14 protein-coding genes are annotated in these 15,190 nt (G+C 65.8%); 10 read left to right on the top strand and 4 right to left on the bottom strand.

The features are described 5' to 3' along the window. The first annotated feature begins 474 nt into the window (after positions 1 to 474). A complete protein-coding gene (locus ON40_RS55860) occupies positions 475 to 681 on the top strand; it encodes a carboxylesterase family protein (protein ID WP_040823853.1) in 207 nt (68 codons plus the stop codon). A 30-nt stretch (positions 682 to 711) separates the two neighbouring features. Here the strand turns inward: ON40_RS55860 and ON40_RS18145 are convergent, their stop codons facing one another. After that, positions 712 to 2,841 (bottom strand): MMPL family transporter, encoded by a 2,130-nt coding sequence (locus ON40_RS18145; RefSeq protein WP_063713028.1) that lies wholly within the window; start codon positions 2,839 to 2,841, stop codon positions 712 to 714. 101 nt (positions 2,842 to 2,942) lie between these two features. On the opposite strand from ON40_RS18145, the gene ON40_RS18140 reads away from it, so the two are divergent. Further along, on the top strand, positions 2,943 to 3,461 hold the full coding sequence (locus ON40_RS18140; protein WP_040824565.1) for a MarR family winged helix-turn-helix transcriptional regulator: 519 nt from the start codon (positions 2,943 to 2,945) through the stop codon (positions 3,459 to 3,461). A 16-nt stretch (positions 3,462 to 3,477) separates the two neighbouring features. On the opposite strand, the gene ON40_RS18135 is transcribed toward ON40_RS18140, so the two are convergent. Continuing rightward, a complete protein-coding gene (locus tag ON40_RS18135; protein WP_040823850.1) occupies positions 3,478 to 4,770 on the bottom strand; it encodes a hypothetical protein in 1,293 nt (430 codons plus the stop codon). 405 nt (positions 4,771 to 5,175) lie between these two features. Between ON40_RS18135 and ON40_RS18130 the strand changes: the two genes are divergently transcribed. Together ON40_RS18130 and ON40_RS18125 are read left to right on the top strand one after the other, a co-directional pair. Then, positions 5,176 to 5,688 (top strand): DUF4232 domain-containing protein, encoded by a 513-nt coding sequence (locus tag ON40_RS18130; RefSeq protein ID WP_063713027.1) that lies wholly within the window; start codon positions 5,176 to 5,178, stop codon positions 5,686 to 5,688. Between the two features lie 193 nt (positions 5,689 to 5,881). Further along, positions 5,882 to 7,237 carry an LLM class flavin-dependent oxidoreductase gene (locus ON40_RS18125; protein ID WP_040823845.1) on the top strand — a complete coding sequence of 452 codons (1,356 nt, stop codon included), beginning with the start codon at positions 5,882 to 5,884 and terminating at the stop codon, positions 7,235 to 7,237. A gap of 11 nt (positions 7,238 to 7,248) precedes the next feature. Here the strand turns inward: ON40_RS18125 and ON40_RS18120 are convergent, their stop codons facing one another. Both ON40_RS18120 and ON40_RS18115 read right to left on the bottom strand, forming a co-directional pair. Next, entirely contained in the window at positions 7,249 to 8,028 is a 780-nt protein-coding gene (locus tag ON40_RS18120; RefSeq protein ID WP_040824563.1) for a helix-turn-helix domain-containing protein, read from the bottom strand. A gap of 34 nt (positions 8,029 to 8,062) precedes the next feature. Then, the gene (locus ON40_RS18115) at positions 8,063 to 8,422 is read right to left on the bottom strand and encodes a nuclear transport factor 2 family protein (protein ID WP_040824561.1); all 360 of its coding nucleotides are present in this window, start codon (positions 8,420 to 8,422) and stop codon (positions 8,063 to 8,065) included. Positions 8,423 to 8,744: 322 nt separating this feature from the next. On the opposite strand from ON40_RS18115, the gene ON40_RS18110 reads away from it, so the two are divergent. From ON40_RS18110 to ON40_RS18085, 6 genes are all read left to right on the top strand, one after another. Beyond that, the gene (locus ON40_RS18110) at positions 8,745 to 9,209 is read left to right on the top strand and encodes a GNAT family N-acetyltransferase (RefSeq protein WP_040823842.1); all 465 of its coding nucleotides are present in this window, start codon (positions 8,745 to 8,747) and stop codon (positions 9,207 to 9,209) included. Positions 9,210 to 9,218: 9 nt separating this feature from the next. After that, positions 9,219 to 10,037, top strand: a complete 819-nt coding sequence (locus tag ON40_RS18105) for a two pore domain potassium channel family protein (RefSeq protein WP_040823840.1) — start codon at positions 9,219 to 9,221, stop codon at positions 10,035 to 10,037. A 260-nt stretch (positions 10,038 to 10,297) separates the two neighbouring features. Next, positions 10,298 to 12,166: an SCO2524 family protein gene (locus ON40_RS18100; protein ID WP_040823837.1), complete on the top strand. Its 1,869-nt coding sequence runs from the start codon at positions 10,298 to 10,300 to the stop codon at positions 12,164 to 12,166. Then, complete coding sequence (locus ON40_RS18095; RefSeq protein WP_281033043.1) at positions 12,159 to 13,115, top strand: SCO2523 family variant P-loop protein; 957 nt, start codon at positions 12,159 to 12,161, stop codon at positions 13,113 to 13,115. The genes ON40_RS18100 and ON40_RS18095 overlap by 8 nt, the downstream gene beginning before the upstream one ends. A gap of 2 nt (positions 13,116 to 13,117) precedes the next feature. Further along, positions 13,118 to 14,143 carry an SCO2522 family protein gene (locus ON40_RS18090; protein ID WP_040823835.1) on the top strand — a complete coding sequence of 342 codons (1,026 nt, stop codon included), beginning with the start codon at positions 13,118 to 13,120 and terminating at the stop codon, positions 14,141 to 14,143. A 1-nt stretch (position 14,144) separates the two neighbouring features. After that, on the top strand, positions 14,145 to 15,158 hold the full coding sequence (locus ON40_RS18085) for an SCO2521 family protein (protein ID WP_040823832.1): 1,014 nt from the start codon (positions 14,145 to 14,147) through the stop codon (positions 15,156 to 15,158). Positions 15,159 to 15,190: the final 32 nt, after the last annotated feature.

Raw genomic sequence — 15,190 nt, 5'->3', positions numbered from 1 at the left:
CTCGCCCGGCTCGGCGGGGCTGTTCGCGGCGGCCATCGTGCAGAGCGGACGCTGCCAGTTGCAGGCAGCGACTATGCGGCCCGACTCGGCTGCGGTGCAACCGATCCCGCGATCGAGGCCCGGTGTCTGCGAGCCCTTCCGGTCGACAGGCTGGTCGCCACGCCACTGAACTACGTGACCTCCAGTGGTATCCCGACGCGCGGCCCGGTCACGGGTGAGCCGGTGCTGCCGGACAACCCCGTCACCGCGATACGCGCGGGCAGAGCCGCGAAGGTTCCGACGACGACTTCGCCTGTCCGGCAGTCACATTGGCCGAATCTCTGGCCAACGGCGGCCCGGTCTATCAATACGAATTCGACGACCGCACCGCCGCCGCACCGAAAACCTTTCCCGCGGGGACGACCCGCTGGGTGCCGCGCACACCTTCGAACTCCCTATCTGTTCGAGGTCACCGGACTTCCGAACCCGGCTACCGTGGCCCTGCAGAACCTGTCCGGCATGATGATCGCCTATTGGGCGGCATTCGTGAACTCCGGAAACCCGCACGTTCCGCACCGGGCCGACTGGCCACGCCGAATCGGCGACAAGGTTCTCACGCTGCGTCTCGAGGCACCGACCACAGCCACCGACTTCTCCGGTCAGCACCACTGCAAGGAGTGGCCCACGCGGGTGCCGTCCTGACGCCACGGCGACATTCGGGCTCGTGTCCGCTCACGGCTGACGAAACATACTGTCCTGCAACCGAATATCGGTATTCTGGGCCGTCTGCTCGGTGCACCGGCCCGGAATATTTTTCTCGGGAGTTTTCGAATATGCTCCGGGCCACCAGATTCGCCTGCCGATCAGCGCGAACAGCGCGGGGATGGCCACCGTGCGCACGACGAATGTGTCGAGCAGAATTCCCACGCCCACCACGATCCCCAGCTGGGTCAGCGTGATCAGCGGGAGAATCCCGAGCACCGCGAAGACCGCGGCCAGCACGATTCCGGCGCTGGTGATGACCCCGCCCGTGGCCGACACGGCGCGCACGATGCCACCGGTCACCCCGTGCCCCGCGGTCTCCTCGCGGGCGCGGGTGACCAGGAAGATCGTGTAGTCCACGCCCAGTGCCACCAGGAACAGGAAGGCGAACAGCGGCACATTCGTGTCCAGCGCCGGAAACCCGAAAACGTATGTGCTGAGCAGACTTCCGATGCCGAGCGCGGCCAGTGCGCTGATCACGGTGACCGCCACGAGCAGGATCGCGGCCGGGATCGCCCGCAGCAGTATCAGCAGCACCAGCAGGACGACCGCCAGGATGAGCGGCATGATCAGATATTGATCGTGCCGGGCGGCGTTCCGGGTGTCCAGGGCGACCGCATCGGATCCGCCGACCAGCGCTCCGGCATCGGGCACCGACGCCAGGGCGGTGCGCAGACGCGTCACGGCGGCGAAGGCCGAATCGGTGGCCGGCGCCGCATCCAACACCACCGACCAGCGGGTCATTCCGTTCGCCGAGCCGGCGGCCGATGTCGCCCGCACGACGCCCGCGGTGGAATTCAGCACCGACCGCACTCGCGGCGCGGCTCCGGTTCGCGCCAGCACGATCGTGGGATCGCTTGCACCGGAGGAGAAATGCTCGCTCACCACGCGCAGGCCGTCGACCGATTCGGCATGCACGCGGAACTGTTCGGACTGGGCGAGCCCGACATGGGTGAACGGCAGCGCACTGGCACAGGCGGCCGCGGCGATCAGGAAGACGGCCACGACCGTTTTCGGCCGCCGCACCACCTTCTCCGCGACGGCATGCCATGCGCCGGAGGCTGCCGTGTCGTGGCCGTCGACGCGAGGAATGAAGGGCCAGAACACTTTCCGTCCGAACAGCGCCAATGCCGGCGGCAGGGTGACCAGTACGAAGATCGCCGCGACCAGTAGCCCCAGGGCTCCGAAGGCGCCCAGACCGCGGGTATTGGGCAACAATGCCAGCAGCAGCGTCAGCAGGGCCAGCACCACGGTCAGGTTGCTGGCCAGGACCGCGGGCCCGGCTCGCCGCACCGCGATCCGCAGGGCCGCGCGATGGTCCGCGGTGCGATACAGCTCGTCGCGGTATCGGGACACCAGCAGCAGTGCGTAGTTCGTACCCGCGCCGAATACCAGCACGCTCGTGATTCCCGAGGTCGAGCCGTCGAACGTCAGACCGCTCACCTGGGCCAGGGCGTTCGCCGCCGCGGCCGCGACACGGTCGGCTATCGCGACGACCACCAGCGGGATCAGCCACAGCACGGGGGAGCGATACGTGCCGATCAGCAGCACCATCACCACGGCGGCGGTGACCGCGAGCAGCAGGGTGTTCGCCCCGGAGAAGGAGTCGGCGATATCCGCCCCGAACGCCGGTCCGCCGGTGATCCACAGGCGCAGGTCGGCCGGTGCGCCGTCGCGTACTGCTGTGCGCAACGCATCGATCCGGTCGGTGAGGGCGAATCCGGTCAGATCCGCGGGAATCGACGTCTGGCCGAAGGCGGCACGCTGGTCCTGCGACAGCTTCAGGTCCGGCCCGGCCGCACCGGCGCGCATCCTGGACAGGGCCGCGCCGGCGTGCGCCTGATCGTCGGCGGTCAGTACCGCGCCGTCGGCGCGGGCGACGATCAGAACCGCCGCCGCGGAATCCCCGCCGGGGAACTCCCGCAGCAAGCGCTGGACCTGTGCGGATTCGGCGTTGTCCGGCAACGAGTTCGGCGCCGACGTGCTCGAGCCGCTGCCCGAGAGGCCCAGCACCGCGCCCGCGACGATCAGCGCGGCCAGGAGTGCGAGCCATCCTCTGCGTCCGGAGACGATCTGTGCGTACCTGTCCCATCCACCCACGCCCCGAACTATTTCAGAAACTGAAATAATCTGCAAAGTCGGCCGTCGCGGGCGATTACGCTGTGTGCACCGCGCACGCCGACGACGGAAGGGAGACCGGGGTGGCAGAGGGCTCGACAGATGCGACACGCGATGAGCTCGAGGCGGCCATCGCCCGGGATATCCGGGCGCTCACCGCGGTGTCGGACCAGATCTCCCATCTGTTCGCACACTCGAATAATCTGCGACCCAACGACTTCCGCGCCCTCATGTACATCGCGACGGCCGATGCGGAGGGATCGCCGCTCACCGCGGGCGGGCTCGGCGCTCTGCTGGGCCTGTCCCCGGCCGCGATCACCTATCTCGTCGAGCGGCTGATCGAGTCCGGGCATATCGAACGCGAACCCGACGAGCTCGACAAACGCCGGGTCCTGCTGCATTACAGCGGCTACGGCATGACCGTGGCGGCGGGCTTCTTCACCCCCGTCAGCCTGCGAACCCGCAGTGCGATGGCCGACCTGCCCGACGCCGATCTGCGCACCGCGCACCGAGTCCTGGCCGCCATCGTCGGCGCGCTACGCGACCACAGCGCTGCGACCGCATCGGGTCCGGACCGTCCGGAGCAGGGGCGAGGGGACTAGGTACGCGGTCCGGACACTATCGCCAGACGGGTTGGTTGGTGAGGACATCGATGCGGACGTCGTCGTTGCGGGGAATGATGAACACGCGGTCGCGGCCGGGCTGCCATTGGTCCGGGATCACGAAGTAGGCGTCGGCGGAGCGGTCGAGCAGGCGGATGCCGCTGTAGTAGTGGTGGTATTTCTCGCCGGGGACGGTGAGTTCGTTGGTTTGTACGCCGGTGCCGTCGATGCCGAGCCGATCGACGCTCAGCAGCAGGAGCCGGGGTCTGGCGCCGAATCCGGACCCGACCAGCGCCCGAGCTGCGCCGGTGCCCTGCCGGTCCGCGTAGTTTCCGACCCACCACATCGCGCTGACGAATCCGATCACGAACAGCGAGACCAGAATTACCGCAGCGGTCGCCGAGAATTGTTGCCCAGGGCTGGATTTGGTGGCGGGGCAGCCGGGATTCGGTGCGGCCGAGGTCGTCTCCGATGGGTTCGCGGTGCGCAGGACGATGGCGTAGCAGAGCAGCACGCTGCCGATCATCAATGCGGCGGGCACGACATCGGGCCCGTAAGGCACCACCTTCCGCAGGATCGACCACGGGACGATATCGCCCGCGACCGCCAGCGGCACGGCGAGCATCAGCACGCCCGCCGTGAGGTTCGCCCCGAACCAGATGCGGAGCGCCAGTTGCGCGTGGCGGGTCGCGCGGGCGATCGCCGCCGGTAGCCGTCGCAGTGCCAGCGCGAGTATCAGAACCGTGGACGCGACGATGATCGGCCAGCAGGACGGGAGGAACGATCGGCGTACCAGGCCCGCCGTGGACAGACCCAGCATGTCCGAATCGACCCCGAAGTATCCGTAATAGGCGCGCGTATACACCGAACCGAAGTAGTACAGGATCGGGACGAGCACCGCCGCCTGCGATACCGCCACCCCCGTCATCGTCAGCGCCGACCGCAGCGGCGACCCCTGCTCCGGCATGGTCACCCGTGCGCGCTCGAACTCGTCGGGGGCGAGGTCGGTGATCTCCTCGAAGTCGTCGGCGGAGGCGTCGTGGTCGTTGTCGGCGTGGTGGTTGTCGTGGACGTCTCGGGCGACGAGTGTGCGGGCGGCAAGGTCGACAGTGTCGGCGGGCCCTGCGGCGGGGGCGGGATGATCGGGCCGGGTGTCGCGCTGAACAGCGGAGTCCGCGGCACCACTTGCACAGGCCCGCTGGGACCGTAGTCGGACGACACTCCGGCAGCCGGTCCGGACGTGGCCGAACCGGAGGGATTCATCGTCACCGCGGGCGGCGTGCCCGGCACACCGCCTTGGAAGCTGCACGACGTGATCAGCCCTACGATCGCCAGTTCGGTGGCGAATACTGCTGTGCCGGAGAAGATCTGCCCTCGCCCCCTCGGATACTCCTGTGCCCGTGAGCCGATTCTGTCACAGCGGACCCCATCGCACGTAACCTTTTTCACCGATCCCTGTGCCATCGGCAGAATCGCCGGTCTGCGTGGTCGTCCGCTGTGCCGGTGGCGGATCCGTCGCCGGAAATATCTACGGCCCGAAGGTGAGGGGCTCCTGCCGCATCCGAGGACTCGGCGCAGAGATCGCCCGGTTTGTCGGATCGTGATAGACAGGGTGCGGCACGGACGTCCTGGCGCAGTGCTGCGGCCCCGTGCGCCCATCGACCATCGCGCGAGCGGAAGCTCCTGGGGTGGAACATAATTCGAGAGGAGCAGGATGAGGACGGGTAGCGCAGTCGGTCGGACGATGCTCGCGGCGAGCGCCTTCGCGGCGGTGGTCGCGACCGGGATCGTTCCGGCGGCGACCAGTTCGGCCGGACTACCGGCATGCGCCGCGGCTCAGTTCGATCTGCGCATCCAGAAGCCCAAGGTGGACGATCCGGTGCGCCCTCATCAATTCGATGTGGTCCTGACCAACAAGGCGGCGGCGTGCACCGTCCAGGGGTTCCCGGGCGTGGATCTCACCGGACCGAAGGATCCGACCTTCGGCGCCACGTATTCGCTTCCCCGGCAAGCGGTTTCCGCGCAGCCGCTGACGGTTCAGCCCAGGAATGCGGTGGTGGCCATCCTGACCTATCAGCCCGGTGACTGGGTGCCCACCACGCTGGTCGTGACGCCTCCGGACACGATCACCCAGCTGCGCGTGCCGTGGCCGTCGGGCGTGGGCGTGGCCCGCCAGGACGGCGCCACCCATCCCGGCACGTACATCGGATCGCTCTCGCCCCTGTGAGTCCCGGCCCGGTCCCGAACCCCGGCAGCGCCGGGGTTCGGTTCGGATCGGCTCGATCGCAACCGTTGCCTGCTGATTGCTCGCCTTCGATCATGTAGTCCGAGCGCGCCGGTGGCCGACGCCGCGTGTGGGCGCCGCGCCGACACGGACGTGGTGCGAACGGGTGTGGATTCGACGGTTAGGACTCGAGCAAGTGGCACGTGAACTTCATCTGGCGGGATTTCTGATCGCGTCGAACGTCACCCATTCGCATGCCGCGTGGCGGCATCCCGGATCGGCGACGGACTATTTCGGGCCGGACTACTACCGCCGGGTGGCGCAGACGCTCGAACGCGGAAAGTTCGATTTCCTGTTCTTCGCGGATCTGCTCGCCACCCCGGTGCGTTTCGGCAACGACATCCGGGTGCCCATCGAACGCGGAACACAGGCGGCGGCCACGATCGATCCCTCGCTGGTGGCTGCGAGCCTGGCGAATGTCACCGAGAAGCTGGGCCTGGCGATCACGAAGTCGACCACCTATTTCCATCCCTACGAGGTCGCCCGGATCTTCGGGACGCTGGATCATCTGTCCCGGGGCCGGGTCGGGTGGAATGTCGTGACATCGTTGAATCAGGCCGAGGCGCACAATTTCGGCGTCGAGCAGCACCTCGGTCACGACGAGCGGTACGAGCGCGCGCAGGAATTCCTCGAGGTCGCCTTCAAGCTCTGGGGTAGCTGGGAGCGCGATGCGCTGGTGCAGGACAAGGTTTCCGGGCGATTCGCCGATCCGGACAAGGTACACACCGTCGACCACGCGGGCGAATGGTTCGCCACGCGTGGCCCGCTGACGGTTCCGCATTCGCCGCAGAGCCGCCCGGTGATCATCCAGGCCGGATCCTCGCCCACCGGACGGGATTTCGCCGCCCGATGGGCCGAGGCGATCTTCGAGATCGACCCGACCTCGGAGGGACGCAAGGCCTACTACGACGACATCAAATCGCGGGCATCCGATGCCGGGCGCAATCCCGACGATGTCAAGGTCTTCCCCGCCTTCGTGCCGTTCGTCGGGGAGACCGAGGCCATCGCGAAAGAGAAGCAGGCGTATCACAACGAGCTGGCCGATCCGATCTCCGGACTCATCACGTTGTCGGTGCACACCGACCACGATTTCTCGCAGTACGACCTCGACGCGCCCATCGAGGAGGTCACCGTTCCCGGTACCCAGGGATTGTTCGAGGTGGCGCACCGGTTGAGCGTCGAGAACAACCTCACGTTGCGCGACGTCGGCAAGCTCTACGCGCAGGGTGTGCTGCTTCCGCAGTTCGTCGGGACGCCGGAGCAGATCGCCGATCGCATCGAGGAGAGTTTCCACGGCGGTGAGGCCGACGGATTCATCATCTCGGCCGCTCAGGCTCCGGGAACCTTCGACGAGTTCGTCGACCTCGTGGTCCCCGAACTGCAGCGTCGCGGCCTGTTCCGCACCGACTACACCGGCACCACCCTGCGAGACCACCTCGGCCTGGGCCAGGCATCCCTGACGCCCGCCCCGCGCGCCGCCACCGTCGCCTGACCTACCGGCTCCTATCCGCTCAGGAATTCGGCGGTTTCCGGGTCGGCGGGCAGGAAGGTTTCCAGGGCCAGTTCGGAGACGGTGATATCGGTGGGTGTGTTGAAGGTGGCGATGATGGAGATGAAAGCCAATGTGCGGCCGTCGTTTTCCAGGAGCAGGGGCAGTGCGGGAGCGGCGGTGATCGGGGCCAGTTCCTCGCCGCAGTTCTGCGGCGGAGGGTACGACTCGACCTCGTCGTAGAGCGTGCGCAGTGGCGCGGAACGGGTCAGCGCCAGTTGGCGTTGCATCTGGTGCAGTAGATGTCCGCGCCACTGGGCGTAATTGCGGATGTGCGGGGCCATACCGTCGGGATGCAGGGTCAGGCGCATCGCGTTGGGCTTTTCCAGCAGCTCCGGAGCGACGTTCGAAAGCAGCAGCCCCACACCGTTGTTCGCCGCCATCACGTCGTAACCGCCGTCCAGGATCAGCGCCGGGAACGGCTCGTGCGCGGTGACCAGACGCTCCAGCCCGTTGCGCAACTCGCGCAATTGCGGGTCCCGCAGCGAATGCTCCGGGAAATGCGGTGCGTATCCGGCCGCGATCAGCAGCGTATTGCGTTCGCGCACCGGAACATCCAGGTGATCGGCCAGCCGCAGCACCATCTCGCGGCTGGGGCGCGAGCGGCCGGTCTCGATGAAGCTGATGTGCCGGGCCGAGGAGTCGGCCGCGAGCGCGAGGTCCAGCTGGCTCAACCGTCTGCGGTTGCGCCACTCGCGCAGCAGTGGGCCGACTCTCGGCGGGGCGGCGGTCATGGTGTGACCGTACCGCGCGGCCAGGCTCATCCGATCACGCCGGGACACGATCGAGGAAGCCGAGCACGCTGCTGATCCGTCCGTCGGTGTCCAGTACGACGACGTCCGAACCGGCCACCGGCGCGCTGCCGTCCGGCGCGATCAGCTCCCAACTGAACCGCGCGGTGTCGTGATGCCCGTCCACGACGCCGAGCGGGCGGAACACGAAGCCCGGGAACTGCTCGTGCACACCGGCGATGGCCGCGACCAACTGCTCGTGACCACGGACCTCGGTCAACGGATCGGTGTATTCCCCGTCTTCGATCCACGCCTTCGCCACCGCGTCGGCCAGTTCCGCCCCGCTGGCGTTCCATGCCGCGAAATACCGCTGGGCCGCATCGTCGTAAGTGCTCATCTCGAATTCTCCTTCTCGGGTCGTGAACCGAACGAACACAACCCTGCCGGAGCGCACGACGCTGCGCGATTACGCGGGAAGTAATGCCGGGCGCTTTTCCCGGCGCCCGGCCGAACCGTGTCGGAGTGATAGCCAGCGGTGCGAACGTGCTGGACAGGGCGGTTGCCGCCCTGCGAATCGCGCTGCGGCGACGTGCGCATCGTCGATCGAATCATGATCTCTCGCACAAAGATACGTACATCCGACGCTAAACTGATCCAAGCGGTGCGGGGCGGATCCGCGCTCGTATCGGATGGCTTGTTGCAATGGGGCTAGGACGCTGATGGACACTGCGGACGACCGGGAACCGGTCTATCGGCGGGCATCCATCGGTGATCTGGAAGCCATCGCGGCGCTCGAGGCCGAGATCTTCAGTGAACCCTATCTGCAGCTCATGCTGCGCCAGCTGTTCGAATTGCACGGCAGCCAGTGGCTGGTGGCCGAACTGGACGGCCTGGTGATCGGATATGCGCTCACGCTCGTCAGAGACCGGCGGTCACTGCTGTTCACCTACGCGGTGCACCGGCCGTTGCGGAACCGCGGTTTCGGCCGCGCGCTGCTGGACCATGCGATGCGGTGCTGTTCCGAGGCAGGTGCGAACGAGATGGAATTGACTGTGCGGCCGGACAATCAACCCGCGTTCAACATATTCAAGGCGGCGAATTTTCAATCCATCGGATACGACGACCAGTACTTCGGCCCGGGAGAGCCCCGTCGGGTCATGAAGCGTCGGCTCGAGCGCGGGTAGACTCGTCCGATGGGGGAGGATTCATCATTCGTCACCTCGGTCTCGGATCGGATCGACCGTCGCGCAGGGGATTACGCGCGCAGGATGAGCAAGCGCGAGATCACCGAGCCCGAGTTGCTGGACTGGGTCACTCGGTATGCCGACACGGTGCGCAAGAACCTGTCCGAACATATCGTGCAGCTACCGTCCAGCCAATCAGGAAATCTGCTTTTCGAGGATATGTACACGACCGCAGCGCGGTCCACGCCGGACGAGCCGGGCACGGTGACCTCGGGCAAGCGCCTGGCCGCACTGGTGGCAGCCGAGGCCGAGTTCGGCGGACCGCTGCGACTGGGGGAGCCGCAGAGTGTGCACCTCGCCGAGATCTACGAGTATCTGGGCGCGCTGTTCATCGAACTCCCGCTGCTGGCCAAGCTCGCCTACCAGCGGGCCAGCATGCTGTACCGGATCACCGAGGACATCGACGGGCAGGATCGTTGTGGTCTCGCGCTGGCCAAGGCTCGTACCCGTGCCGCACACGGCTGGTCGCGTGCCATCGGTCTGTTCTCGGATGTCTTGTGCGGCTACGGATATCGACCGTTCCGGCTGCTGGGCTGGGTGTTGGTGCAGCTGGTGGTGTTCACCGCCGTCGGCATCGGGGTGGCGGGCGCTTCGCTCGGGGACACGATCTACATGTGCGTGACCTGCTTCCTCAACCCGATCGGGCCCGGGGACCTCGCGCCGTTGCACGATGCCGCGCGGCCGTTGTTCGCGGTCGAGCCCTGGGCGGGCACAGTGTCCATGTCCGTGTTCTTCGCACTGTTGGTGCGCAAGTGGTTCCGGATGTGAAGCAAGCCCACGAGCGAACCGGACACGGTTCGCCTGGTGGGGGCTTCGAAGCTCTTGTGTGCCAACAGGGCCCGAATTGAGCCCATTGGGCGGATAATCAGGTAGGCATCGAGAAAATGCTCGTCCAGCGAAAGTCTGCTCCGGCCATGTTACTTCGCCTCACATCGCCGCCCGTGCTAATTTCGCCTCATATCGTCGCAGCGGGTATCGACCCGCCGTTGCGGCGCGGCCACGATGAGCGGTGAAGGGGACTGCGGTCGATGAGAATCCAGCCACGGCGGCAGATTTTGAATGTGTGGAGCTCGCTGCTGGCGGCATGCTACCGGGACGGTGAATGGATCTGGGGTGGGCTGGCCGGTTCGAACTCCATCAGTGACGCCGAGCAACTCTTGTGCATCCTGTACCCGGCGACCCAGATCGAGAGTTTCGCGTTACACGATCCCGACCGCATGGCCGATGACGTCCAGGAGGCGTTGAGTCCGCTGGGCCGACGTATCGGCCTGCGGATCGTCCAGGTGATGGACGACTATCTGCGCAAGTACGAATTGGACGGAAGGCCGATCTTCTCGGCCGACTCCTATCTGCGGTATCCCGAGGGCACTCCACCCGCCGACGAACAGCGAGCTCTCGATGTCGTCGACTCGTATTCGATGTCGCTCACGCTCTGCCTGGCCGGATTGCAGTTCCTGGGATCGCTCCGGACGGCGAGCAGCAGGCGAACCGAGAAACGGCTGGAAGAGATGCTCGAGCCGGTCGAGGAGCGCCTCAACCGGCGTCTGACCGGCGCAATGGTCGGACTGGTGCGCAGTTTCGTCGTGCGGTCGGTGGACCCGGCCACCGACGACGGCCAGGCGATGCTCAGCATGTTCAACCAGACCGAATCGGAGCCCGATGCCGTGGTGGCCGCGGTGGCTCGCAGACTCGAACGAGTGCGCAGCCGACTGCGCCGGGACGTCACGCTCACCAAAACGCCCGACAGCGATCTCGAGGACGAAGGTCTGCTGATCGAGTGTGGTTGGAGCTGGGGTGTGGTGCGTGATGCCCAGGAGATCGACTTCGTCGACATACCGCTGTCCTCGTCGAAGGGATGTGCGGCCGGGCGGCCGTACCTGTACTTCACCATCGTGGCGCTGGACGGTATCAACGACCTGACCCAGCCGCGCACCCGCGAGCTCGACCTCCTCGACGCCGAGCAGCGCCGACTCGCCGACGCACTGCAATTGCGCTGGGATCTGGCACAGCGCTACTGGTCGGCGATGGCCCGTTACGGCAGCGGTCGGTGGCCGCTGGAGGACATCCCCTGGCGTACCGCCGACGGGGAGGAATCCGACTATTTCAGTCTCTGCATGTCCGCGCTGTTGATCCAGGACCTCGTCGCCCGGGTGGCCAGCGACGATGATCTCACCAGGGCCACACCGATTTTCGACGAGCTGGCCCGCCGGGGCCGGATCACCAGTCGGCTGACCGTCAACGATCCCGCGCGGGATCTGCACGTTCCGGGAGTGTCGCTGGCACTTCAGGGCAGTGAAACCGTCGGCGACGGTCCGCGGCTGTCCTGGACGGTATCGGATTATGCGCCGATGTTGTTGAAGCGGACCCTGCAGGCCGCGCAGCTGTCCGGCACCCTCTCCACTCGTGACGAGTTGCTGGAGCTGGCACAAACGGCAATGAGTCATCTGGAACGACGGGCCTTCCAAGATGGCTCCGCCAAAGGGTTGTGGGACGACGCGGATCGATACTTCTCGGCGGAATGGCGAGGAAACGGCTCGGCCGAGGATTCGCCCGACGGGGCGCACGTGTCCTGGTACTTCACCGAGCGGATCATCGAATGCCTGGTCGCCGCGGAAAAGGCGTATCGGGATCCGCCGCTGCGCTCGCCCACCTCGGCGACCCGCTCGCTCGACCTGCTCAACGAGGCGGACCACCTGCTCAATCAGAGATTCCTGGAACTCAGCGAAAAAGACCACACACCGAATCGGTGGACATTGGAGAATATCGAGAAGAAGCTGTTGCGTGCCCGAGCGCTGATCGATGAGCGGCCCGGTACCGCGCACAGCCTCTGTGCCGACGCCCTGCGGGAACTGGACGAACTCGATTTCGCCACTCTCGACGCGATGAGGGGTGAGTGAATTGAGTGATCGAGAGCCATTGCTCGTTTTTTCGACGTCGGACAAGGGGGGTACCGGTCGTTCGGTGACGAGTTGTAATATTGCGTACCGGCTCAGTATTCAGGGCCGTAACGTCGCCTATCTCGATTTCGATTTCGGATCTCCGACCGCCGGTGCGCTGTTCGAGATCGACCGGATGGATCGTGGCACGACCGAGGGGAACGGTCTGCACAGGTACCTGACCGGAGAGAAATCCATCCCGGCGCAGTACGATATTCGCTCGGAAACCAAGCGCGCGGATCTTCGTGCACCGCGCCATCCCTATCGGTTGACGCTGTTTCCTGGGGATCGTGGTGGCGGCGAATTCGGTGCGACTCCGGACGTGGTCAAGCGATGCGTCGAAATTCTGGTGATCTGTAAACAGGAATTCGATGTCACATTCATCGATCTCAGCGCCGGCCGGTCGGCCGCCCTGGAACTCGTGCTCAGCGCCATGGCTGCCAAGCCCCTGAATGATACGGTGGCGCGGTGGCTCGTTTTCCACCGTTGGACACGTCAGCACATCCTGGCGGCGAACGGCCTGGTGCATGGGCCGAACGGCCTGCTGGAGAGTAGCGCGAAACTCGGTCACGACACGGGCCGGTTGCTCGATTCGATGCGATATGTGCGCACCGCAGTGCCCTCGACCAGTGAGGCGCAGCCCGGGGGCCAGGGCAGTGGCGCGCAGTGGGCGTGGCTGCGCAAGCAGAACGAGGCGCTCGAGGATCTGGCCCTGGCGAATCAGATGGGCAGTACGAGTGTCACCCTCGGCAAGACTCCGGTGGAACCGGTGCTGCAATGGCGGGAACAGGTGATCCTGGATGCCGACGTCGATGCGAAGATTGCCAACAGGGAAACTGTGAAGGCCTTTGCCGATCTCGCGGACGAGCTCGTCAACGACGATACCTGGACGCCGGAGGGGGTGTTCTGATCATGGAATTCGGCACTGAATACCGTGAGGCCACCGAAAAGGCCAGGATCGCCAATGTGGAATTGGCGCACGTGTCGATCGAAACCGGGCACTTCTACATGAAGGACCTGACCAACGGTACCGAACCGATCCGAACCCAGTTCCGGCGCGTGAAGAAGCTGGTCGACCTCTACACCGAGGCCACCAAGGCCGAGTTCGGTGATTCCGCGCGGTTGAGCACGTGCTTCCTGATCGACGACTACTTCAGCTCCAAAACCGATCCGACGGAAGTGCTGAAAAAAATTCTCGGAGTCGCCGACGAATGCGGGCTCGTCATCGACTACCTCGCGCGGGAGGCCGGTTGTTGGGAATCGCCGCAATATATCGATAAGCAGCGAACTGGGCACAATATCGCGCTCGCCGAGATGATCAGATCGTGGATCGTGGCCGAACCGGTGCCCACGACGACCGGCGGACGTCCGCCGGACGTGGAGTCCGGTTGGCTGTGTAACGGTCGGCGTTCCTCGGAATACGATTCGAAACAAGCCATGCAGCTGACGAAGTACCGGCCCTCGGAAGAGTTGGGGCGCAGGGTGCATTCGATATTCCTGGATGTCGAGATGTGGAGCGAGAGCATCGGTCAGGATGGCTCGCGGCGTACCCACTGGTCGTGTCCCTACCTGGCGTCGATCTGGCAGCTGCTGCGGCTGGGCATGGTGCGCTACGAGGGCGGCCCGGCCGTGCAGCCGCAGCCGCGCGGGAGCAGTTGGCCCGGAAGCTGGTGGGAGATGCCGGCGGTGGTGCAACTGAATCCGAAGGCTGCGCCGTTCGCCGCCTATCAGACGTTGTCCATTCTTCCGCAGAGTTATCTGAATATCGAACATGCGGTCCGGACGATTCTCGACCATGTGCACATCGACGAGGAACTCATGGCGCAGACCCTCGCACGCGGTGCGCGTGAGGGCGTCGAGATTCCGCGCGAACTGACCAGGCGTTTGCAGCATGTTTTCATCAACGAGGTCTCTGCGAGGCCCGCCGATGGGGCGTGATATGGCCGATGTGGATTCGAGTCCGAACCAGCCTCCCCTCGCTGTGTTCGGGGAGATCCAGACCTGTCTGCTGCCGTCCCGGCAGGTCCTCGACACTCCGGCGAGTGTCGAACTGCTGAGCGCGATGAAGTTCGGCAGTGCGGTGATCTCTCGGGAACGCCCTGTGCCCCTGGTGATCTCGCCGAATCGGCTCGAAGGCGTCGACTGCAATCTGGCCCAGTACCGCGCAGACCGGGCCGGAGGAAAGCGCGTGCATGTGATCGGCACCGTGGCCTCGCGGACGGTCGTGATCGGCGGCCGCGTTCTGCAGGGCTCGTCGCAGACCATGGTGATACGCGCACGGGGATCGGATCGACAGCCGTGGGCGCACTATCTGAGTCGGCCGGGGACCATCGAGGCGTTGAGCGGGTCCGCCTCCAGCGGTTCGTTGGTGGACGGCTATTTGCGCCCGACCGCCGAGGATCTGCTGGATCTGACCTCGATCTGCGGACGCATGTCGAATCTGACCCGCGTGGATCCGCGGCTCGATCAGCGGATTCCGTTCCGCCGCGCGGGTACCACGCGGTTGCGCTGGGCGGTCGAGGTGGGAGAGCCGTCGGAGCACGCGTTGCCCTTCTCCTTCCGGCTCGACGACGATACCGTCCGTTCGGTGCGAATCGTGTTGCCGCAGGAGCACATCGGCGAGGCACAACGTTTCTGCGAGGATCTCGCCACCCACGACTGGCTACTGACCACCATCGGCCGGGTGGCCGGGCGCTTCGGCGCGTTCGAAACGCAGCCTGATGCGCTGTTGGACGAATTGTCCCCGGTGCTGGACGAATTGGTGCCGCTGTGGATGCCGGGCGCGCACGCGTCGCCGCGATTGCGGCCGATCTGGGAGGGGCTCGAGTCCGACCCGGGCTTCACCCGGCAATGGACCGCGCGGGTGGGACAGTTGCGCGACCGGATGACCACCACGACATTGAAAGTGTTGCAGCACTCCAAGGCTCATCAGGCAGGTCTGGGAGGTCTGTAGTAGGTCTTCGGATTGTTGCGGTGATCGCCGAC

The sequence above is a fragment of the Nocardia jiangxiensis NBRC 101359 genome (assembly GCF_000308615.1).
Taxonomy (GTDB): Bacteria; Actinomycetota; Actinomycetes; order Mycobacteriales; family Mycobacteriaceae; genus Nocardia; species Nocardia jiangxiensis.
Note: the sequence above shows the minus strand (reverse complement) of the source record. Positions and strands in the feature narration are given on the sequence as shown.

Excerpts from the sequence above, each read along its gene's own strand:
- ON40_RS18130 (WP_063713027.1), top strand. The coding sequence starts at position 5,176 with ATGAGGACGGGTAGCGCAGTCGGTCGGACGATGCTCGCGGCGAGCGCC.
- ON40_RS18120 (WP_040824563.1), bottom strand. The coding sequence starts at position 8,028 with ATGACCGCCGCCCCGCCGAGAGTCGGCCCACTGCTGCGCGAGTGGCGC.
- ON40_RS18115 (WP_040824561.1), bottom strand. The coding sequence starts at position 8,422 with ATGAGCACTTACGACGATGCGGCCCAGCGGTATTTCGCGGCATGGAAC.
- ON40_RS18110 (WP_040823842.1), top strand. The coding sequence starts at position 8,745 with ATGGACACTGCGGACGACCGGGAACCGGTCTATCGGCGGGCATCCATC.
- ON40_RS18105 (WP_040823840.1), top strand. The coding sequence starts at position 9,219 with ATGGGGGAGGATTCATCATTCGTCACCTCGGTCTCGGATCGGATCGAC.
- ON40_RS18100 (WP_040823837.1), top strand. The coding sequence starts at position 10,298 with ATGAGAATCCAGCCACGGCGGCAGATTTTGAATGTGTGGAGCTCGCTG.
- ON40_RS18090 (WP_040823835.1), top strand. The coding sequence starts at position 13,118 with ATGGAATTCGGCACTGAATACCGTGAGGCCACCGAAAAGGCCAGGATC.
- ON40_RS18085 (WP_040823832.1), top strand. The coding sequence starts at position 14,145 with ATGGCCGATGTGGATTCGAGTCCGAACCAGCCTCCCCTCGCTGTGTTC.